Annotated in this window: 22 protein-coding genes and 1 other RNA gene; 6 read left to right on the top strand and 17 right to left on the bottom strand. The window is 29.7% G+C overall.

Annotation, left to right across the window (positions count from 1 at the left end; translation table 11 throughout):
- The first annotated feature begins 29 nt into the window (after positions 1-29).
- The 3 genes from L8U41_RS04420 to rnpB all read left to right on the top strand — a co-directional run bounded on the left by L8U41_RS04420 (position 30) and on the right by rnpB (position 1,320).
- Positions 30-467: a hypothetical protein gene (locus tag L8U41_RS04420; RefSeq protein ID WP_263727925.1), complete on the top strand. Its 438-nt coding sequence runs from the start codon at positions 30-32 to the stop codon at positions 465-467.
- On the top strand, positions 430-969 hold the full coding sequence (locus L8U41_RS04425; protein WP_263727926.1) for a hypothetical protein: 540 nt from the start codon (positions 430-432) through the stop codon (positions 967-969). Before L8U41_RS04420 ends, L8U41_RS04425 begins: the two co-directional genes overlap by 38 nt.
- A gap of 26 nt (positions 970-995) precedes the next feature.
- Positions 996-1,320: RNase P RNA component class A (rnpB, locus tag L8U41_RS04430), an RNA gene on the top strand.
- Here rnpB and L8U41_RS04435 read toward each other — a convergent pair.
- The 17 genes from L8U41_RS04435 to L8U41_RS04515 all read right to left on the bottom strand — a co-directional run bounded on the left by L8U41_RS04435 (position 1,315) and on the right by L8U41_RS04515 (position 16,290).
- Complete coding sequence (locus L8U41_RS04435) at positions 1,315-1,551, bottom strand: hypothetical protein (RefSeq protein ID WP_263679417.1); 237 nt, start codon at positions 1,549-1,551, stop codon at positions 1,315-1,317. The two genes, rnpB and L8U41_RS04435, sit on opposite strands and share 6 nt — an antisense overlap.
- Positions 1,527-1,898, bottom strand: coding sequence for a flagellar export chaperone FliS (gene fliS, locus L8U41_RS04440; protein ID WP_263663313.1), 372 nt, complete (start codon positions 1,896-1,898; stop codon positions 1,527-1,529). Before fliS ends, L8U41_RS04435 begins: the two co-directional genes overlap by 25 nt.
- Positions 1,899-1,916: 18 nt before the next feature.
- On the bottom strand, positions 1,917-4,220 hold the full coding sequence (fliD, locus tag L8U41_RS04445) for a flagellar filament capping protein FliD (RefSeq protein WP_263727927.1): 2,304 nt from the start codon (positions 4,218-4,220) through the stop codon (positions 1,917-1,919).
- A 2-nt stretch (positions 4,221-4,222) separates the two neighbouring features.
- Positions 4,223-4,564, bottom strand: coding sequence for a FlaG family protein (locus tag L8U41_RS04450; protein WP_263679419.1), 342 nt, complete (start codon positions 4,562-4,564; stop codon positions 4,223-4,225).
- A 121-nt stretch (positions 4,565-4,685) separates the two neighbouring features.
- The gene (locus L8U41_RS04455; protein ID WP_263727928.1) at positions 4,686-6,479 is read right to left on the bottom strand and encodes a menaquinone biosynthesis decarboxylase; all 1,794 of its coding nucleotides are present in this window, start codon (positions 6,477-6,479) and stop codon (positions 4,686-4,688) included.
- On the bottom strand, positions 6,480-7,406 hold the full coding sequence (hemC, locus tag L8U41_RS04460) for a hydroxymethylbilane synthase (RefSeq protein WP_263727929.1): 927 nt from the start codon (positions 7,404-7,406) through the stop codon (positions 6,480-6,482). It abuts the gene before it with no gap.
- Complete coding sequence (locus tag L8U41_RS04465; protein ID WP_263682265.1) at positions 7,397-7,792, bottom strand: FxsA family protein; 396 nt, start codon at positions 7,790-7,792, stop codon at positions 7,397-7,399. The genes hemC and L8U41_RS04465 overlap by 10 nt, the downstream gene beginning before the upstream one ends.
- A complete protein-coding gene (locus tag L8U41_RS04470) occupies positions 7,789-9,489 on the bottom strand; it encodes a proline--tRNA ligase (protein WP_263727956.1) in 1,701 nt (566 codons plus the stop codon). The genes L8U41_RS04465 and L8U41_RS04470 overlap by 4 nt, the downstream gene beginning before the upstream one ends.
- On the bottom strand, positions 9,476-10,783 hold the full coding sequence (hemA, locus tag L8U41_RS04475; RefSeq protein ID WP_263727930.1) for a glutamyl-tRNA reductase: 1,308 nt from the start codon (positions 10,781-10,783) through the stop codon (positions 9,476-9,478). The genes L8U41_RS04470 and hemA overlap by 14 nt, the downstream gene beginning before the upstream one ends.
- Entirely contained in the window at positions 10,783-11,676 is an 894-nt protein-coding gene (locus L8U41_RS04480; RefSeq protein ID WP_263727931.1) for a polyprenyl synthetase family protein, read from the bottom strand. Before L8U41_RS04480 ends, hemA begins: the two co-directional genes overlap by 1 nt.
- Before the next feature lie 47 nt (positions 11,677-11,723).
- Positions 11,724-12,131: an exporting protein gene (locus L8U41_RS04485; RefSeq protein WP_263679458.1), complete on the bottom strand. Its 408-nt coding sequence runs from the start codon at positions 12,129-12,131 to the stop codon at positions 11,724-11,726.
- Between the two features lie 29 nt (positions 12,132-12,160).
- Positions 12,161-12,424, bottom strand: coding sequence for a DUF2018 family protein (locus L8U41_RS04490; RefSeq protein WP_039618310.1), 264 nt, complete (start codon positions 12,422-12,424; stop codon positions 12,161-12,163).
- A 4-nt stretch (positions 12,425-12,428) separates the two neighbouring features.
- The gene (locus tag L8U41_RS04495) at positions 12,429-13,055 is read right to left on the bottom strand and encodes an HAD family hydrolase (RefSeq protein ID WP_263706173.1); all 627 of its coding nucleotides are present in this window, start codon (positions 13,053-13,055) and stop codon (positions 12,429-12,431) included.
- Positions 13,052-13,384, bottom strand: a complete 333-nt coding sequence (locus L8U41_RS04500) for a hypothetical protein (protein WP_257396833.1) — start codon at positions 13,382-13,384, stop codon at positions 13,052-13,054. The genes L8U41_RS04495 and L8U41_RS04500 overlap by 4 nt, the downstream gene beginning before the upstream one ends.
- Positions 13,381-15,006 carry a cation:proton antiporter gene (locus L8U41_RS04505; protein ID WP_263663303.1) on the bottom strand — a complete coding sequence of 542 codons (1,626 nt, stop codon included), beginning with the start codon at positions 15,004-15,006 and terminating at the stop codon, positions 13,381-13,383. The genes L8U41_RS04500 and L8U41_RS04505 overlap by 4 nt, the downstream gene beginning before the upstream one ends.
- A gap of 24 nt (positions 15,007-15,030) precedes the next feature.
- On the bottom strand, positions 15,031-15,405 hold the full coding sequence (locus L8U41_RS04510) for a heat shock protein transcriptional repressor HspR (RefSeq protein ID WP_039668403.1): 375 nt from the start codon (positions 15,403-15,405) through the stop codon (positions 15,031-15,033).
- A gap of 12 nt (positions 15,406-15,417) precedes the next feature.
- Positions 15,418-16,290: a co-chaperone-curved DNA binding protein A gene (locus tag L8U41_RS04515; RefSeq protein WP_039628332.1), complete on the bottom strand. Its 873-nt coding sequence runs from the start codon at positions 16,288-16,290 to the stop codon at positions 15,418-15,420.
- A gap of 150 nt (positions 16,291-16,440) precedes the next feature.
- Here L8U41_RS04515 and L8U41_RS04520 point away from each other — a divergent pair, with 150 nt between their 5' ends.
- From L8U41_RS04520 to L8U41_RS04530, 3 genes are read left to right on the top strand one after another with little or no spacing between them, the layout of a single operon-like run.
- Positions 16,441-17,859 (top strand): DegQ family serine endoprotease, encoded by a 1,419-nt coding sequence (locus tag L8U41_RS04520; protein ID WP_263727932.1) that lies wholly within the window; start codon positions 16,441-16,443, stop codon positions 17,857-17,859.
- Positions 17,860-17,871: 12 nt separating this feature from the next.
- Positions 17,872-18,546, top strand: a complete 675-nt coding sequence (locus L8U41_RS04525; protein ID WP_039626094.1) for a response regulator transcription factor — start codon at positions 17,872-17,874, stop codon at positions 18,544-18,546.
- Positions 18,543-19,784 carry an ArsS family sensor histidine kinase gene (locus L8U41_RS04530; protein WP_263727933.1) on the top strand — a complete coding sequence of 414 codons (1,242 nt, stop codon included), beginning with the start codon at positions 18,543-18,545 and terminating at the stop codon, positions 19,782-19,784. The genes L8U41_RS04525 and L8U41_RS04530 overlap by 4 nt, the downstream gene beginning before the upstream one ends.
- The last annotated feature ends 7 nt before the right edge of the window (positions 19,785-19,791 follow it).

Raw genomic sequence — 19,791 nt, forward strand, 5'->3', positions numbered from 1 at the left:
ATTTAAAATCTTTTAGTTTTAAGATTTTATTGGCTTTTGTTTGTGGAGTTTTACTAGCTTTAGCTTATCCTTTGTATTTGTATACACAAAAATCATTTTATGAAAATGAGAAAACAAAATATGAAAATTTAATAAAAAAGCAAGATGATATTTTAGAACAGGTAAAAATTAATCAAAAGCAAAATCAAGAGTTTAAAAAACTACAAGAAGAAAATGAGTTAAAGGTTGATTTGTTACAAAAATTTTATGCAAATGCATTTTGTTATAAAGATTTTTATGATTTTTTAAAAGTTTTAAATTCTCATCAAGCTCATATAGAGGCTTTGCATGTTAAAAATAATGATTTTATTATAGAGCTTAAAAATGACTATGAATTTTATGAAGATTTTAAAAAGCATCATTTTGTATTAAAAAATAAAGAGGTTAATAATGGAAAAATCACTCTTGTTTTTGAAAAATCTTTATAAAAATTTAGAAAATATCTTTGCTAAGTTATCTGAGCGTGAATTTATATTGTCTTTGATAGTTGTTTTTGTTTTTGGTTTTTTCATGGTTTATATGGGTGTTTTTGACTATTTTGAAAAACAAATGAAGTTGTCAAAAGATGAACTATATAATTTACAAACAAAATACGAGCAAAAACAAGAAGTGATTTCTGATTTAAAAGAAGATGAAAATATATCTTATAATGATCGCTCGTTTTTAAGCATAAATAAAGATTATCAAAGTATCCTAAAAGATATAGAAAAGAATCTTAATGGAATTCAATCTTTGCAAATTCAAAGTTACAAAAGTCAAGATGAATATTTTGCTTATTATGAATTAAGATTAAGTTTTGTTGGCGATTTTATTTTTTTAACGCAGTTTTTGCAAAAATTAGATCCTTGTATAAAAGTTAAAAATTTAGAACTTGTAAAATATGAAAATAAATTAAAAATTACATTAAATCTTGTTTTTGCTCTGGTATAAAAATAATTTTTTTGGTAGAATTTGTCTAAACATGGCAAGCGATCGCTTCTTTTTGAAGAGGAAAGTCCGAGCTGCAATAAGACAAAGATTCCATCTAATGGATGGCTAGGGCAACCTAAGGGAAAGTGCAACAGAAAGAAAACTACCATATTTTATATGGAAAAGGTGAAACGGTAGAGTAAGAGCCTACCAGTAGCTTTGGTAACAAAGCTAGCTATGTAAACCCAATCTGCAGCAAGAAGGGGTGGTTTTTGTCTTATAATATAACCCTTCGCTTGAACTTGTTTGTAAAAACAAGTCTAGATAAATGATCGTTCTTGACAGAACTCGGCTTATAGCCATGTTTTACTTTATGTAAGCAGAAGCTTTTTTGAGTTTTTGTAAATTAACAGCTATTTCATCTTGCTTTTTTTTCATAAAAGCTATCGCTTCATTAGTTAGCGCTAAAGCCTCATTGGGACAATCTTTATAATCCGGTTTTTCCATAAGTTTAACTATTTTTTCTACATCTTCAGTATAGACAGCTAGTTTAAACTCATCAATCCATTTTTTTTCACTCATTTTTGGTGTACTTCTCTCCAAGCTTCTAATAAGCCTTTTACTACATTTATTACTTCATCTACTCTTGCTTCACTGTTTTCTATGTTTGCTAAAGAAAGAAGTTGTAATTCTCTAGTGTATAAGCCACTTAAATAATGTGCTACTTCGCCGCCCTTATCATAATCAAGACAATTTAACAATTCAATAAAAATAGCACTAGCTCTTTTTACATAATACACTCTTTCTTCTATATTTTCATTTTGTATAGCTATTTTTATCCTACTTGAAAAGCGTAAAATCCCACTATATAGCATTTCTATAAGTTTCTCTTGGGATTCTACACCAGTTTGATTTTGTGAATATGCGCTATAAACTGCACTATTTAGCATTTAAACCCTTTCTTTATTTTAAGAATTTTGATTATTTGCTGCATTGATCATATTTGCAATAACACTTGCTTGGTTATTTAGTTGTGCAATGATACCATCATATGCTGCCCATCTTGACCACATTGTATCATATCTACTTTCTATGGAAGCTTTGGTGCTTTCTATGGTTTCATTTAGATTTTTTGATTCTTTTGTTAAAGATGCTTTATAACCTCCAAATGAACCTTCAGAACTCATTATTTCACCCATGGTATTTTTTAGCATACCAAAAGTTCCAGTTTCTTCTTTATAAACTGAATATAAGGTTCTAGAACTTAAACCAAATTTTTTCAAAAATTCATTATCACCTTGAATTTCTAAGTTGCTACCTGAAGTTCCTTTGATTTTAAATTGAATTTGTTGATTTTCATTACCTTGGTTAATGATTTCAAAGCTAGCCTCTAAACCTTCTAAGCCAAAACTATTTATATGATCAACCAAATTTTTAGCTTTTTCAATATCATCTTTACCTGTTAATACAAAAGGATCTCCATTTGGAGTTTTGCTTAAATCTATGGTTGTATCATTATAAGTGATAGTAAAACTACCTTCTTTAAATTCTATATCTTGATTACCAAGATTACTTACTCTATCACCAGCTAAATCAATATCTTCAAAACCATTACTTCCTACGAAAAATTTTTCAGCTAATTCAGGATCTTCGTTAAATTTAGAGTTAAATTTTCCTGAATCAAAAGATAAAACACCATCGTTTAACGTTAAGCCATAATCAGCCAAAGATAAACTTACTTTAGAGGAAACTTCAATCCCTTCTGAACTTTCACTATCACCAACCGTAACAGTTCCATCTACTGTTATAGTTTGAAGTAAAATATTGTTTATCTCAGATTTTATATTATAAATTTCGCTAACACCTACAAAATTCCCTTGTACTCCTGCTTCTGGATCATATTTTGTCGCTGCATTAAGATTTATCATTAAATCATTATAAGCAGTGACTAAACTTTCTAAAGATTGCGCAAGTGCTTCAGTGTCTTGAGAAACGTTAAAGGTTATTTCTCCTTTTTGTTTTAATTCTAAGGTAACATCTGGAGCTATATCAGTGATAGTATTAGTTGGTCTTGTCATTTTAACACCATCTACACTAAAGATAGCGTCCATACCTTTTTGGATGTGATTTTCATTGTTTGAAGCTACATTGTAGCCTTGTGGAGTGCTAGTATCTAGAGTAATGCCAAATTTATCTTTCAATAGTGAAGTAGCTTTGCTATCTCTAGCATAATTGGCTTGATCTATATTTCCTTCAGTATCAGTTGCATAACCACCATCAAAAAGACTTAATTGCCCACCATTGGTAGCTCTAAAAGTAAAAGATTTTCCATCATCTCCAAAGCTTAATTCCACTTTTCCATTGGTTTGTTTTTTTAAATCTTCTGCTAAACTTTTATAAGTAGTATTCTCGTCTATATCAATGGTAAATCTATCATATCTTTCACCATTTTTAATAACAAAAGTAAAAGAGGTTTTTTCTCCTGGGTTAAGTAGTTTGTCATCAAAGCTTCCACTACTAATTTGTCCGCTTATTTTATCTTTATTTTCTTCTCCAGCACCTGTTGGTCTAAAACCATACAAACCACCAGCACTAATGCTATTTTTATCAAGTCCCCAACCCATAGCATTTAATAACTTTTCATCACCTGAAAAAGAAATATTATTTTTAGTTCCTGTTTCAGTACTTTGTACTACTAAGCGGTATGGATTATCTCTATCTCCTGTATTAACTATTTTAGCTTCTACTTTTCCACCTGTTGCGGCATTTATTTTTTCTGCAAGCTGAGATACAGTAGTGCTTTCATCAATATCGATTTTATAATCTTTTCCATCTTGGGTAATAGTAAAAGAAGTTTTGCCATCTACACCTTCTATACCCAAACTACCCATTACAGTAGCAGTTTTATCTTTAAATCCATTACTTTGATACACGTCTTTTTGTGCAAGTTGATCAACAATAACTTTCATGTTTGTAAGGTTAGATAAAGATCCTACTGTTAAACCAGCAGCAGCGCTATCTCCACTTACACTAGGTGATACTTTTTTCTTGTTAAATTGTGAAGCATCACCTAAGCTATTTACGGCTGTTTGAAACGCAAGTAGCTTAGCTTCAAGTTCTGCTAGGTCTTTTTGTCTTGAAGTATTAGTTTCAAGCTGTGAGTTATAAAGACCTAAATGCGCATTCATTTCTGCTTCTTTTAGCTTGTTTAATGTATCGCTTGTTAAAACTCCTGAACCTATTCCTAAACTTCCTAAACTACCTACTGCCATAATTAACTCTCCTTATCAAAAATAGTGCCAATAACACCTTGAAAATGTTCTATTAGCTTCATAACTTCCTCACTAGGAATTTTGCGTATTAACCTACCAGTATCTTTTTCGGTTACACTAACATACATTTCATTGATTTTATCATTATATGCAAAACGTACGTTTGTTTCTAGTGTTTCCATTTGATTATTAAGTTTTTCTGTTGCATTTTTCAATTTTTCATTTAAATTCTCATCTTGATTATTTAAATTAGTTTGCTGTTGATTTTCTTGAGATACTTTTCCAGTACTTTTTGTATTAAATTGTGCTGTGTTTGCATCCCTTTGAATATTTCCAATGTCCATTTTAAACTCCTTTTTAAAAGACTTTAAAATACTCTATCGACATAATTTTAAAAAACTTAATATTTAGATTAAAAATCTCTATATTATTAATAAGCAAAAAGTGTTCTCAAAAAGCTTAAAATTAAAAAATTTCAAACTTTTTGAATAATTTTTCATCATTTGGAAGTAAATTTCTTGTAATAAGTCTATCTATGACTTCTTTAGAGCAATTTGTCATTAAAGGCCATTCTTTATGATAATCTTCTAATGATCCTTTATTTGTTGCATCAATCGCAACGCAATCTTTTTTGATAAATATATCTCTTTTTGCATCTATATTATTTACCACACGCCAAATTAGCATATAAGGATTTTCTAAAATAGCATCTGAATCTAAGAAAACTAAAATTCTAAAATGTTTTTTATAAGTTTGTAATTTTTCAAAAACTTGAGTTATTTTTTCTTTTTTATCTATCAAAATCACGCAAACTGGAGCAAAGGTTTGAGTGTAAAATTGCTTTAATTTTAAAATACTTTGATCTTTTTCTTTAAAAAGTGAAAGTAAAGCCTCATCGCTTAGAATTTCAAGTTCAACTTTTTTCTCATCACCACATGCATCAAGCCCTGCTTTGCCACCATAACAATAAGTGCTTGAAGCATGGTCGAGTTGATCACAAATTCCTTCGCTAATAAGTAATTTTTCTTCATCAAAGCGATTGAGTATATAAGGTACGAGTTTGTCATAATCTTTCAAACAAGGCGCATTTTCATCAACAAAAATAGCATGTTTTACAAAACTCATTTGCCCTACTCCCCAAAAAGTATGCATTACTTGTTTTGCATGAGCTGGGTATTTTGCTTCTATTTTAGCCAAGATTAGATTATGAAAAACCCCATTTTCAGGCATGTTATAATCTATCAAATCAGGGGCATTTGTTTGAAGTAAAGGTAAAAAAACTCTTTCTGTTCCAAGTCCCATGTATTTATCTTCTAAAGGTGGTTTTCCCACAACAGTAGCTTGATAAATCGCATTTTTTTTAGCAAAGATTTTTTCTACTTTTAAAATAGGACAAAGTTCAACAGGGGTATAAAAACCTGTATGGTCTCCAAAAGGTCCCTCAGGTGCGAATTCATTTGGATCTACAAAGCCCTCAATTACAAAGTCACTATCATAAGGTACGTAAAGATGGTTACTTTTGCATTTTGCCAAAATGGCAGGTTTTTTCTTGATAAAACCATAAAGTAAAAGTTCAAAAATTCCTTTTGGCAAAGGCGCTTGAGCACACCAAATATATAAAGGATCTCCACCTATGGCTATGCTTACTGGCATTTTTTGATTTGCTTTTTTATACTCATGGAAAAAATGGCTCGCATCTTTGTGAATTTGCCAATGCATAAGCAAGGTTTTTTCATCAACTACTTGCAAACGATACATTCCAAGATTATTTTGCTTTCCATCTATACTTTGAGTATAAACTTGCCCCATGGTGATAAAAGGCGCAGCATCTTTTTCCCAAGTTTTTAAAATAGGCATATCATATAATGAATTTAAGCTTTTATAGTTGAATTCTCCATCTTTTTTAATGCGTTTTGGCGGGATATTTTTTAAATCAAGTAGGGTTTTGAAAAAATTTAATTTTGCACCAAAGCTTTGTGGTATATGCATTTTAAGTAAAGATCTAATTTCTTTAGCTACATCTTCATAGTCTTTTTCAAATGCTAATTTTAAAGCTTTTTCATTACAAAAAGTATTTAAAAGAACAGGATAATCGTATTTTTTACCATTTTTGACTGCATTAGTAAAAAGTAAGGCTTTTGAGTCTTCTTTTTTGACTTCTATATAAGCTAAATGTGCCATCTCAAGATCAACATCAACGGGTTCATGAATGGTTTTTAATAAATTATTTTTTTCTAAAAGATCTATGAATTTTTGCATTTATATCATACTCTCTGCTTCTTTTAAAATTTCTTTTGCACCTTTTGCTATCATTTCTTTAGCTAAAAGCTCGCCCGCTTTTGCGTAATCTTGCTTATTAATCATTCTTTTTTCTTTGAGAATTTTACTTGCATCAGGTAAGCCTACTATGGCGCGAATCTCTATTTTTTCATCAATGATTTTTGCATTAATACCTATAGGTACTTGGCAGCCACCTTCTAGAGTTTTTATAAAATCTCTTTCTATATGGGTTTCTATAAAGGCATTTTCATCATTTAAACATTCAAGGTATTTTAAAATTTGTTTATCATCAATGCTTTCTATACCTAAAGCTCCTTGGGAAGCTGCGGGTATCATCTCATCAAGTTCAAAAGCTCTAATGTATTTTATTTCTTTATCTAAACCTAAGCGTTTAATACCAGCTAAAGCCAAAATAATAGCGTCAAATTCTTTAGCTTTAAGTTTTTCTAAGCGCGAGTTGATATTACCTCTTAGAGAAATGATGTTTAAATCAGGCCTTAACGCTAAAAGTTGCATTCTTCTTCTAAGACTTGTAGTGCCTACTTTTGCACCTTTTGGAAGAGCATTTAAGCTCTCATAATACTCACTTAAAAAAGCATCATTTACCACTTCTCTTTTTGAAATAGCAGCTAAAACTAAGCCATCAGGAAAGAAGCTCGGCACATCTTTTAAGCTATGCACAGCTAAATGCGAATCGCCTCTTAACATACTTTCTTCAAGTTCTTTTGTAAAAAGTCCTTTTCCGCCTATTTTAGCCAAAGGTGAATCAAGTAAAACATCACCTTTAGTTTTAAAACCCTCTAAAGAAATTTCTAATTCAGGATGTGTTTGGGATAATTTGTTTTTTATATATTCGCTTTGCCATAATGCAAGTTGGCTTTTTCTTGTTGCGATGATTAATTGCATTTTTTATGCTCCTGTATGATTTCTACATCTATGATTTCTTCTTCGTTGTTTGTTTGATGATATTTTCTTTTTTGTTTTGTAAATAATTTTAATATCATCATGAAAAATAAGAGTAAAATTCCTAAAAATGTACTTAAAATTCCTGGTATTAAAAGCAAAATTCCTACTATGGTTAAAGAAAATAATTTAACCATACCAAATAAATTTGTATTGGTATTTTGCATAGTGATGAGATTTGTCCAAGTCTTTGCTAAAAACATTGCACCTAAAAACATACTTGCAAAAACTATCATAAAAAAATTTAAAAAACCAAAAAAGGTTATAAATAAAATACTGGCGATTAATTCTAAAATCAAAAATGCACTTAAATTTGTTTTTACCATCATAGAATTTTCTCTAAGTGTGAAATTACTTCTTGGGTTTTCAAAACTTGTTTTTCTAAGGTATTTCTATGAATCAACTCTACTTCATCATTTTCTAAGCCCTTGCCTACAACTAAAGCATAAGGAAAGCCCATTAATTCAAAATCATTAATCTTTACACCAAAACGCTCATTTCTATCATCAAATAAAATCTCTTTATCACTAAAATGAGTGTAAATTTGTTCAGCAAATTCCATAGCTTTTGTATCTTTTATATTAGAAACGATGATATCCAAAACAAAAGGAGCTAAAGTTTTATTCCAAATACAACCTTTTTCATCATGACTTGCTTCTATGGCAACAGCTACTAAACGGCTCACTCCCATACCATAACAACCCATAGTGAAAAATTGAGCTTTACCATTTTCATCTAAATAGCTTGCATTCATTGCTTTTGAGTATTTATTTCCAAGTTTAAAAATATGGCCTACTTCAATACCCTTGCTTTGCTTAAGCTTATGCTGGCATTTTGGACAAAGATCATGCTCTTTAACTGCCGCAAGATCTTTAAAGCGTTCTTTATTTAAATTTACAACATTGATTCCGACTAAATGATAATCTTTTTTATTTGCACCAATAATCATATTTGTTTCATTTTCAAGCTCATGGTCAATATAAAAATCAACGCCATTTAATCCTACAAAGCCGATAAATCCTGGCACTAAACCTGTTTTTTCTAATTCTTCTTCACTTACATCGGCCAACTCTAGTGCATTTGCTGCATTTAGTGCTTTAACTTCTTGTAATTCATCATCACCGCGTATAAAAAATACTACAATTTTTTCTTCATTTTCATAAATAGCTTTTTTAGCAATAGCTTTAATAGTATAGTAAGGGTTAATTTTAAAAAATTCCGCTAATTCTTCTATAGTTTTTACATTTGGAGTGTGAAATTGTGTAGCAAAGTCAGCTTCTGGCCTTTCATCTTCACAACTTTTTTTAGCTCTTTTTGCTGCTTCAATATTTGCAGCATAATCACAATGCTCACATAATAATATATCATCCTCGCCATTTTTAGCCAAAACCATAAATTCTTTTGAACCACTGCCACCAATAGCCCCGCTATCAGCTTCAACAGCTCTAAATTCAAGTCCTAATCTTGTAAGAATTTTACTATAAGTTTCATGCATAAGATTAAATTCTTTGTCTAAATCAGCTTCGCTAGCATGAAAGCTATAGCCATCTTTCATTAAAAATTCCCTACATCTTAAAAGTCCAAATCTAGGCCTAGCTTCATCTCTAAATTTAAGTCCTATTTGATACAAATGCAAAGGAAGTTGTTTGTAAGAATTTATTTTATTTCTTACTAAAGCTACCATAGCTTCTTCATGGGTTGGCCCTAAAACAAAATCATTTTCTTTTCTATCTTTAAAGCGTAAAAGCTCTTTACCAAAAACATTAAATCTCCCACTTTCTTTCCAAAGTTCAGCTGGGGTATTAAAACTTAAATTTACTTCTAAAGCCCCTGCTTTATCCATTTCTTCTTTGATGATATTTTTAATCTTATCTAAAACTCTTTTTCCTAAAGGTAAAAAATTATACAAACCACTTCCAATTTGTTCTACAAAGGCACCTTTAACTAAAAATATATGACTTGGTAAAGTAGCATCTTTTGGATTTTCTTTTGTGCTTATGGCATAAAATTTACTAAATTTCATGATTATTCTCCAAATTAAATTCACATTTATAAAGGTTTAAACCTTCCATATTTTCATTTTTTAAATCAAACACATAACGCATAGCATTAATTACTGAATCATTTTGCATAGTTCCGCTTAGTTTTTTTAAATTTACGCTAGGATGATGTAAAAATGCATTCATTACTTGTCTTATAAGCTTTCTTGCTTCTTCATGGTTTGAGTGCTTTAAATATCCTTTATCTATAGCCTTTTGTAATTGTTCTTTAGCGATTTCATCAGCTTGTAAGCGTAATTGCTTAACTAAAGGCAAGGTTGCTAGTTTGCTTAGATGTTGAAAAAACTCATTTGTCATAGTACCTACTATGGAATAAGCAATTTGGGCTTGGTGTTCTCTTAGGGTTAAATTTTTTCTTACAACTTCTTCTAAATCATCAACAGCATAAACTATATTTTTTTCATTTGCTTTTACATTAATATCCCTAGGCACTGCTATATCAAAAAAATATCTTTTATAATCTTTTTCTTCTAATAAATCATTGGTTATGATAGCATGTGGAGCGTTTGTGGCGCTAAAAAATATCTCATATTGATTTAGTACTTCTTTTAAATTTGCAATACTTTCATAGCTTGCATTTTCACCTAAATCCTCGCAAAGCTTTTGGGCGTTTTGTATATCTCTATTTAATATCAATACTTTAGCCTTGGCATTTAATAAATGCTTACAGGCTAGTTCGCTCATTTCCCCTGCACCTACTACAACAGCAGTTTTATTTTCTAAATTTAGGAGTTCTTTGGCTTTTGCTACTGCTACTGAAGCAACTGAAATAGGATTTTTAGAAATTTCGGTTTGATTTCTAACATTTGCCGCACATTTAAAAGCATAATGAACTGCTCTAGTTATATGCACACCACATCTTTGCTCTTGCAGGGCAAATTTATAAGCATCTTTTAATTGTCCAGCAATTTGTGTTTCACCAATAACCAAGCTATCAAGCGAACTTGCCACAGAAAATAAATGATGGATGGCTCCGCTATCTTCATAAAAATCAGCCTTGGTGCTTAAATTTTCTCTATCAACCCCACAAAGCAAACTAAGTGTTTTTAAAATATGCTCATTAATGCTTTCAACATCCCCAACAAAAAGAAAAATTTCAACCCTATTGCAAGTACTAAGCACTAAGCTTTCTAAAATTTTATTATTAGTATGGATTAGCTTTAGTAATTCTCTTTTTTTGTCTTCATTAGAAAAGGAAAGTTTTTCTCTAGTAGCAATATCTGTATTTTTATGTGTAAAACTGATGCAGTAATAATGCATTAAAATTCCCTTTCTATCATGCTTTTAATAATATCTTCTAAATCTTTTATATTGTATTTTTTTATAGCTTTTAGTGCATTATTTGCATAAGTGTTTAGTTCTTGGCCAACTTGATCAAAAATTTCATGCTCTTGCATTTTATTTTTAATCCAAGCAAGCTCATTCACACTTAAATCTTTCTTGTAATAAGACTTAAGTATTTCTTGATCTTGTGGATTTAATTTTTCATGTAAATACATATAAGCAAGAGTGGTTTTACCTTCTTTAAAATCATTCATAGCAGGTTTACCTAAAGTTTGCTCATCACCTTTGATATCTAAAATATCATCTACAATTTGAAAAGCTAAACCTAAATTTTTACCATATTCTGCAAAATCATCTTCATTTAAATTAGCAAGTATTGCCCCACACCTTGCACTAGCTTCGATTAAAATGGCTGTTTTATTATATATCATTTGTAAATAAGCGTTTTTATTAGTATTGAAAGTTTCGCTTAAATTTACATCCATTAATTCACCAACAGAAAGCATTACAACGGCATTAGAAATGATTTTTGCTAATTTTAAATCAATCAAAGAAAGCTCATAGAAGGCTTTTGAGTATAAAATATCTCCAAGCATGATGGCATTTTTAGCTCCAAATTGTGCATTGATAGACTTTACACCTCTTCTTAATTTTGCTTCATCAATCACATCATCGTGCAATAAGCTTGCAGCATGAATTAACTCTATAATAGCACAGATTTTATAGCTAATATCACTTTCCCCAGCTATTTTTAAAAGTAGTTTTGAGCGTAATTTTTTACCACCTTGAAGTTTTGAACTCATGGTTAAAATAGGCTCATAATTTAATTCAGATAAAAATTCATGCATATACTGATCGATCTTTTGCACTATGCTTTCCTTAGTTTTCTTATAATTATATTTTATTAAATTTTACTTTAGTTTTGATTAAGAGTGGCTTTTCTAGGGTCTAAAAATTCTACTTCTAATTTCTTATCTCTATCTTCTATATACACAGTAAAAATAGCCTCACCTTTTTTAAAATCACTAAATTCAAGTATCAATCTTGCTCTATCTATATGAGGATTTTTATAATCAGGCACTAAGGTTTGATCAACCCAGTTTAAATTTCTTCTTAAAGACATCACAAATTGTCTAGGGTATTTTTTATACTTTGAATGAACAATGATATTAGTTTGATCAAATAAAGTCCATGAGAAGTCAAAATAATAAATCTCATCAGGATAGTCAATTTCTTTTATTTTTACACTTGCTTTTTCATCTTTACTCAGGGTAAATTTATAAGTATAATCAAAAAATACTTCAGCCTTTAAAAAGTTAAACATCAAAAATAAAGATAAAAGTAAACGCAAAATCAACCCTCATGCCCTAAAATTTCAGCACTTAAGCCTATGTAAAAATCATTTTTTCTCTCATCTATTAAGAGTGAATTTTCCATTTGAAATTGCGCTACATCGCTTTCATTTAAATTATTTTTTTCTAAAAGCTCTATCATAGCGATATGATCGGCTAATAATTTTTCTAAAACATTTTCCAATGCACCTAAATTTGCATATTTTATTGTTTCAATAAATTTTTCTTTAGGGCTTTTTGCAAACATTTCATCAAAAATATCCATTTTTTTAACCTTTCATGTGAGTTTGAATTTTTTCTATTAAAGTAATTTTATCGTTAACTTCATCTAAATCTTTAGTTTCTTTTTGCCAAGAAATATGTATATAATCCATCTTAGCATTTTTAGCACAAAGTCTGTCTTTTAAACTATCGCCTATAAAAATACTTTTTTCATATTTTGCTTCATCTGCAATTAATCTTAGCATCATAGGATCAGGCTTAGCTTCTATACCATAACTAACACCTAGTATTTTATCAAAATATGAAAGAATATTTTGTTTTTTTAAAATAGGCACCAAGCTTTCTTGAGGTGCATTAGTAGCTATAGCCAGATAACAATCGTTTTTTTTACAAAATTCCAAAACCTCAAGCACACCATCAAAAAGCACCACACTTTGATCATAATGCTTAATAAAATATTTCTCATAACCTTCTTTAAAACTAGTATGTGAGTAAGTATCAACCCCATAAAAAATCTTAGCATAATTTTGCCCAGGAGTATTGATAGTATCTAAAATAAACTCTCTTTTTAAAGGTTCTAAATTTAAATCCGCTCTTATTTCATTTACCGCACATACTATAGCATTAGCACTATCTATAAGCGTGCCATCCATATCAAAAATTACATTTATCAATATTCATCCTTAAATTTAATTTTATGTTTGTCTTTTTTATAACTTTGATTATTTTTTAGCTTATATAAGGCATTGGCTTTTGAAGCTAGGGTTTTTTGATCCAAACTCTCATCTAAACACTCATTTACAAAAAGCTCTAAAGCCTTAGTATAAGTAGAATCCAAAAACACCGCTTGAACTTTTTCAAAGATTTTAGCATTTTTTTGCATTCTTTCTCTAAAAAGTGTTAAATCAAAATCTTCCCTTTTTAAAGCACTTACAGCAGAGTTGGTAAATTTTTCTAAAGCTCTTACATATTTAACTCTTAAAGCTTTTTCATCATTTTTCATTCTGCTGCACTTGTATTGATTCTACATTGTAATGCTTCTTGTACTAAATTTCTAGCTATTGAAGCTTCAGCATCTACAATGTGTAAATGTTTATCAGTGTGTGGGAAAATGATCTTAGCACCTGTACCACTTGTTTTTAAAACCGTTTGTATGGGTTTATTGAAATTAGAAAGCACTTGATAGAGCATATCAAGTTTAGCTTCATTGCTTATAGTTATAATAGCAACTGAACATTCTTCTATATTAGCTACCTTTAGTGTTTCTACTTGCGCTACACTAGCAAAAAAAACATTCTCATTTCTGCTACGCCCAAGTTCAACTAAATTTAAATCACTTTCTAAAACTAGATATGGAATACCTGTTTTTTTGATCTTTTGCACCACTTCTTGACCTAATCTTGTATAACCAAAAATGATAAAATGATCTTTCATTTTTTGATCACATAGATAAAATTTAGCCATATCATTTTGCTCACCTTCGGCTGCGTTGGCTATTTTTCTAAGATTATTTAAAATAAAAGGTGTTGCAACCATAGTGATGATAGAAACTATAATAAAAATTTGTGCTGTTTTTTCATCTATAAGCGAATTTACTTGCATTAGTGAAAACACCGCTAGAGCAAATTCTCCAATTTGAGAAATACTCAAAGCAGTTTTTAAAGCTACTCTTTTTCTCGTATAAAGGATTAAAAGACCATAAATTACTACAAATTTTATCAATAACACCAAGCTTACAAAAACAAAAATCAAAAACCAATTTTCAAAAACTATATGAAAATCAATTTGCAAGCCAACACTGATAAAGAAAAACCCTAAAAGTAAATCCCTAAAAGGAACCAAATCTGCTTCTATTTTATGTTTATATTTAGTTTCAGCTATCAAAGCTCCAGCTATGAATGCTCCAAGCGAGTAAGAAAAACCAAAAGAATGTGCTAAAAAGCTTGCTCCTATTACGGTAAAAAGTATAGTAGCGATGAAAATTTCATTTGCATTGGTCTTAATGATAAATTTTAAAACATAAGTAAAAAGGTATTTGCCTATAAAATAAAGCAAAACAAGTAAAATCACAGCACTGACTAAGGTTGTAAATAAAAGCTTTGAAATATCAGCGTTTTGAGAGCTAAATATATCAATCATTAATAGTAGTGGTATCACAGCAATATCTTGAAAAAGCAAAATTCCCAAAGCTTTTCGGCCATATTCTTCATTGATATCGCCACTATCATTAAGTATTTTTAAAACTATAGCTGTAGAAGATAAAGCTAGGGCAAAACCTGCTATCATTGCTATATGATTTGCTATACCTAAAATATAAGTTACAAGCAAAGTACAAACCAAGCCACAAGTTAGCATTTGTAAACTTCCATTTAAAAACACTTCTTTTTTCATTGCTAAAAGGTGTTTAAATGAAAATTCAAGCCCTATGGTAAACATTAAAAAAACTATACCAAACTCAGCCACATGGATAATGATTTCATTGGTGCTAAAACCATAAAATTCACGCACAAACAAACCTGTGGCTATATAGCCTATAATGGTTGGAATTCCAAATTTTTTAAGTATAACATTAAGTACGACAGCAACTGCTACTGCAGTTAAAAATAAAGTTATAAAAGCATCCACTCACCAACCTTTTGTAATGTTTTATTATTTTATTTTTTCTAAAAAAATTAAGTCAAAATTGCTTCTGTGTTTTACTACTGCTCTTGATTTTGAAGGATTATCTCTTCTATCAAGTTCTAATCTTAATTCTTCAATGGTATTTTCAAACTCATCAATTTTTGTTTTTAGCTTTAAAATCACATCAACACCAGCTAAATTAACTCCAAGATCTCTTGTTAAGCGTAAAATCATTTTGATTCTATCTATATCTTTTTGAGAATAAAGTCTCATTTTACCATCGGTTCTACTTGGTTCAACCAAACCTTCTTTTTCATATTGTCTTAGAGTTTGTGGGTGTATGCTTAAAACCTTTGCAACAACACTTATAAGATACACCGGTTCATCATAACTATGCTCCATTGCATACTCCTTTTAAGGTAATTTTTCTTCTAAAATTTTTACAAATTCAGGATCAAGGCTATTAATATCAGGTATTTTTACATTTAAAATTAAATACATATCTCCATAAAGGTCTGTTTTTCTATTTTGCACCCCATAGCCTTTAAGTCTGATTTTTTGATTGTTTTTTGAATTTGGTGGTATGGTGATTTTAACTTCTTTTCTTGGAGTATGTACGCTGATTTTATCTCCAAAGAGTGCTGTTTTTAAACTAATTTCAACCTTTTTGTATAAATCATCATCTTCTCTTTCATATTCATCACTTTTTTCAAGCTCTACCTTTAAAATCAAATCTCCTTTTTGTCCTTGAAAGCTTTTTCCTTTACCTCGTATGCGTAACTTTTCGCCATCTTTTATACCATGTGGAATTTTGATTTTAACTTGTTCGTTGTTGATATTTATAGTATGTTCACCACCTAAAATTCCTTTTTCAAAAGGAATTTTAACACTTGCTTGTAAGTCTAAATCCTCTTCAAAACCCCCAAAACCTCCAAAACCACTTCTAAAATTATTACTAGAGCTAAAGCCTCTGCCAAAACCCCCAAAGCCTCCGCCAAAAATATTATTCAAAATATCATTGATATCAGCTCCGCCTGCATTTCTTGAAAAATCATGAAAACTTTGCCCACCAAACATAGAATCACCATATCTATCATATTGAGCTCTTTTTTTCTCATCACTTAAAATTTCATAAGCGGCGTTAATTTCTTTAAATTTTTCCTCAGCACCTGCTTCTTTATTGATATCTGGGTGGTATTGTCTTGCTAATTTTCTATAAGCTTTTTTTATTTCATCTGCGCTAGCATTTTGCGAAACACCTAGTGTTTCATATAAACTATTACTCATTTTTTTATTCCTTATTTTTTATAAGATTATACCATAAACTTTAGTCTTAGTCAATCAAGTTTTATAAGTTTTAAAACTAAAGGTTTTATTTACAATTGCGTAAAAATAAAATTTTATACTTGCATAAATTGATTTTACAAAGGATAATACATGAAAAAAACTATGGTTCTTTCTTTGGCATTAGCAACTAGTCTTTTTAGTGCTAGTATTGATTTTAAACAAGCAGATGATAATGTAAAAAGATCTTTACCAACTGATAATCAAAATACTATACTCTCTTATCATGATTCTATACAAAAAGTTAAAAATTCAGTTGTGAATATCTCAACTTCTAAAACCGTTCAAAGTAATTCCTTTGGGATTGATGATTTTTTCAATGATCCTTATTTTAAACAATTTTTTGGTTTTGATTTTCCACAAGCTCCAAAAAGTAAAAAAAATAAAAAAGAAGTAGTAAGTTCGCTTGGATCTGGTGTAATTATTTCAAGCGATGGTTATATTATAACAAATAATCATGTTATAGAAGATGCTGAAAAAATTACTGTAAATTTACCTGATTCAAGTACTGAATATAAAGCTAAATTAATCGGAGCTGATCCTAAAACAGATTTAGCAGTGATAAAAATAGAAGCAAAAAACTTACCTGCTGTGATTTTTGCTGATTCGGATAAATTATTAGAAGGTGATGTAGTATTTGCCTTGGGTAATCCTTTTGGTGTTGGAAGTAGTGTTACAAGTGGAATTATCTCAGCTTTAAATAAAAATAATATAGGTTTAAATCAATATGAAAATTTCATTCAAACGGATGCTTCAATTAATCCTGGAAATTCAGGCGGGGCTTTAGTAGATAGCAGAGGGGCTCTAGTTGGGATAAATTCAGCCATACTTTCAAGAAGTGGAGGAAATAATGGTATAGGCTTTGCAATCCCTTCTAATATGGCAAAATCTATTGCACAAAAACTTATCGAGCATGGAAAAATAGAAAGAGGATATTTAGGTGTAGTTATAGGAGCTTTAACTCAAGATATTAAAAAAGCTTATACCAATCAAGAAGGAGCTTTAATAACAGAAGTTCAAAAAGACTCAGCAGCTTATAATGCGGGATTAAAAAGAGGTGATTTGATTATAAAAGTAGATAAAACTGTGATTAAAAGCCCTATGGATTTAAAAAATTATATAGGAAGTATTGATCCAAAACAAGCTATAGAGGTAACTTATGAAAGAGATAATAAAGTTAAAACAGCTAAATTTATGCTAAAAACAGATGAAAAATCGCTACAATATGAAAAAGATTATATTGATGGTTTAAAATTAGTAGAGCTTGATTCTAAAAATAAACAACAATACCGCATACCTGAAAATATTAGTGGTATTTTAATCACTGAAGTTACTCCAAAATCAAAAGCAGAAAAAATAGGCTTTGAGCAAGGTGATATTATTATAGGTATTGATCAATATGAAGTTTCAAATTTTAAAGAATTATCTAAGGCTTTAGAATTAAATAAAGGCAAAGAATATGTTAAAATTTGGATTAATAGAGGTGGTATGGTTAGAGCTTTACTTTTTTAAGAAAGGAAGAAAATGACAAATATTTTAATGATAGAAGATGATTTAGAATTAGCTGAGATTATAGCTGAATATTTAGAGCAATTTGATATGAAAGTAGATATTGCTCATGAACCTTATATAGGTCTTTCAAGACTTGCTTTAAATCCTTATGATTTAATCATTTTAGATTTAAGCTTGCCTGGACTTGATGGACTTGAAGTTTGTGAAGAAATTCGTAAAAAATATGATACACCTATTATCATTTCAAGTGCAAGACATGATATTAGCGATAAGGTTGCTGCGCTTGATTTGGGTGCAGATGATTATTTACCAAAACCATATAATCCTCAAGAACTTCAAGCAAGAATTAAAAGTCACTTAAGAAGAATTTCAAACACCAAAACCGCTCAAGCTCAAGTTAAAAAAGATCTTGTATATGATAAATATAAACACACTATTACCATGAAAGATCAAGAAATTAGCTTTACTAATGCTGAATTTGATATTTTGAGTTATTTAATTAAAAAAGAAGGTGGAGTGGTGAGTCGTGAAGAACTTGTGTATAATTGTAGCTCTATTAGTGAAGACTCTAGCAATAAAAGCATAGATGTAATCATTAGTAGAATCAGACAAAAAATCGGAGATGATCCTAAAACTCCAAAATACATTCATTCAATCAGAGGCATAGGATATAAATTAACTCAATGAACAAATCATCGATTTTTTATACTATAACCTTTGTTTTCTTGCTTGCTAGTGTTAGTGTGATTTTGGCATTTTTATGGCTTATAAAATATGATCAGCAAAATTACACTAATGAGCTTAATGCGAAATATTCTTTTATAGCCAATGCAAGATTATTGTATTTTAACCATGTAATTAGCGAAAAAGAATTTTATGAGCAAACAAAAAATTACAAAATGATAGAACTAACAACCCCATCTTCTATAAGAAAAATCATCTACAAAGCTGAAACCATAGCACGCGCTCAAACTAGCACAGGTGTAGTTGAAATCATTACTTTAGAAGATAATGTATATTTAAAAATCATTTTTGATGGTAAGCTTTATTTGTACAAAGATTTAGAATATCAAGGTTATCGTTATTTTGTGATTAAGCTTATTGCTAGTATAGTAGTAATGGTTTTATTGATTTTATATATTTTTATCATTAGAAAATTAAAACCACTTAGAGCTTTAAAAAGACAAATAGATAAATTTGGCGAAAATAAACTCAATGAAATTCAAAATGTTAGCAAGGGAAATGATGAAATTTCTCAAGTAGCAACAGCCTTTTATGAGTCTATTTTAAGAATTCAAAAACTAAACACTTCAAGGCAGTTTTTCTTAAGAAATATTATGCATGAGTTAAAAACCCCTATTACTAAAGGCTTAATCACTTTAGAAATGCTTGAAGATAGCAAATATAAAGAAAGATTAGTGGGTGCTTTTAATCGTTTAGAAATTTTGATTAATGAATTTGCAGCCATTGAACAAATTACTTCGGGTGCTGGTTTAATTAATTTAAAAAAATACAATATCTTAGATCTTTTAGATGAAGCTAAAGATATAGCTATGAGTGATGATGAAAAGGTAAAGATTAGTATAAAAGAAAGTTTTAGTGTCAATGTGGATTTTAAACTTTTTACTACTGCGATGAAAAATATGATAGATAATGCGACAAAATATTCTGATGAAAATTGCGTTACCATAGAAATAACTAAAGATTATCTTTGCTTTAAAAACAAAGGAAAAGCCTTAGATAAAGACTTGAAATACTACACTCAAGCCTTTACACAAGGAAAGAAAAACAAAGATAGTTTTGGACTTGGATTATATATTGTTAAGACTATTTTAGATTCTCATAAACTTGCGCTTTATTATGAATATAAAGATGGTATCAATCATTTTTATTTTAATGATATACAAAATATAATTTTAAACTAGGAAGCTC

The organism is Campylobacter sp. RKI_CA19_01116, assembly GCF_025771405.1.
Taxonomy (GTDB): Bacteria; Campylobacterota; Campylobacteria; order Campylobacterales; family Campylobacteraceae; genus Campylobacter_D.

Excerpts from the sequence above, each read along its gene's own strand:
- fliD (WP_263727927.1), bottom strand. The coding sequence starts at position 4,220 with ATGGCAGTAGGTAGTTTAGGAAGTTTAGGAATAGGTTCAGGAGTTTTA.
- L8U41_RS04520 (WP_263727932.1), top strand. The coding sequence starts at position 16,441 with ATGAAAAAAACTATGGTTCTTTCTTTGGCATTAGCAACTAGTCTTTTT.
- L8U41_RS04525 (WP_039626094.1), top strand. The coding sequence starts at position 17,872 with ATGACAAATATTTTAATGATAGAAGATGATTTAGAATTAGCTGAGATT.
- L8U41_RS04425 (WP_263727926.1), top strand. The coding sequence starts at position 430 with ATGGAAAAATCACTCTTGTTTTTGAAAAATCTTTATAAAAATTTAGAA.
- L8U41_RS04490 (WP_039618310.1), bottom strand. The coding sequence starts at position 12,424 with ATGGATATTTTTGATGAAATGTTTGCAAAAAGCCCTAAAGAAAAATTT.
- L8U41_RS04500 (WP_257396833.1), bottom strand. The coding sequence starts at position 13,384 with ATGAAAAATGATGAAAAAGCTTTAAGAGTTAAATATGTAAGAGCTTTA.
- hemA (WP_263727930.1), bottom strand. The coding sequence starts at position 10,783 with ATGCATTATTACTGCATCAGTTTTACACATAAAAATACAGATATTGCT.
- fliS (WP_263663313.1), bottom strand. The coding sequence starts at position 1,898 with ATGCTAAATAGTGCAGTTTATAGCGCATATTCACAAAATCAAACTGGT.
- L8U41_RS04510 (WP_039668403.1), bottom strand. The coding sequence starts at position 15,405 with ATGGAGCATAGTTATGATGAACCGGTGTATCTTATAAGTGTTGTTGCA.
- L8U41_RS04485 (WP_263679458.1), bottom strand. The coding sequence starts at position 12,131 with ATGTTTAACTTTTTAAAGGCTGAAGTATTTTTTGATTATACTTATAAA.
- L8U41_RS04465 (WP_263682265.1), bottom strand. The coding sequence starts at position 7,792 with ATGATGGTAAAAACAAATTTAAGTGCATTTTTGATTTTAGAATTAATC.
- L8U41_RS04530 (WP_263727933.1), top strand. The coding sequence starts at position 18,543 with ATGAACAAATCATCGATTTTTTATACTATAACCTTTGTTTTCTTGCTT.
- hemC (WP_263727929.1), bottom strand. The coding sequence starts at position 7,406 with ATGCAATTAATCATCGCAACAAGAAAAAGCCAACTTGCATTATGGCAA.
- L8U41_RS04515 (WP_039628332.1), bottom strand. The coding sequence starts at position 16,290 with ATGAGTAATAGTTTATATGAAACACTAGGTGTTTCGCAAAATGCTAGC.
- L8U41_RS04450 (WP_263679419.1), bottom strand. The coding sequence starts at position 4,564 with ATGGACATTGGAAATATTCAAAGGGATGCAAACACAGCACAATTTAAT.
- L8U41_RS04455 (WP_263727928.1), bottom strand. The coding sequence starts at position 6,479 with ATGCAAAAATTCATAGATCTTTTAGAAAAAAATAATTTATTAAAAACC.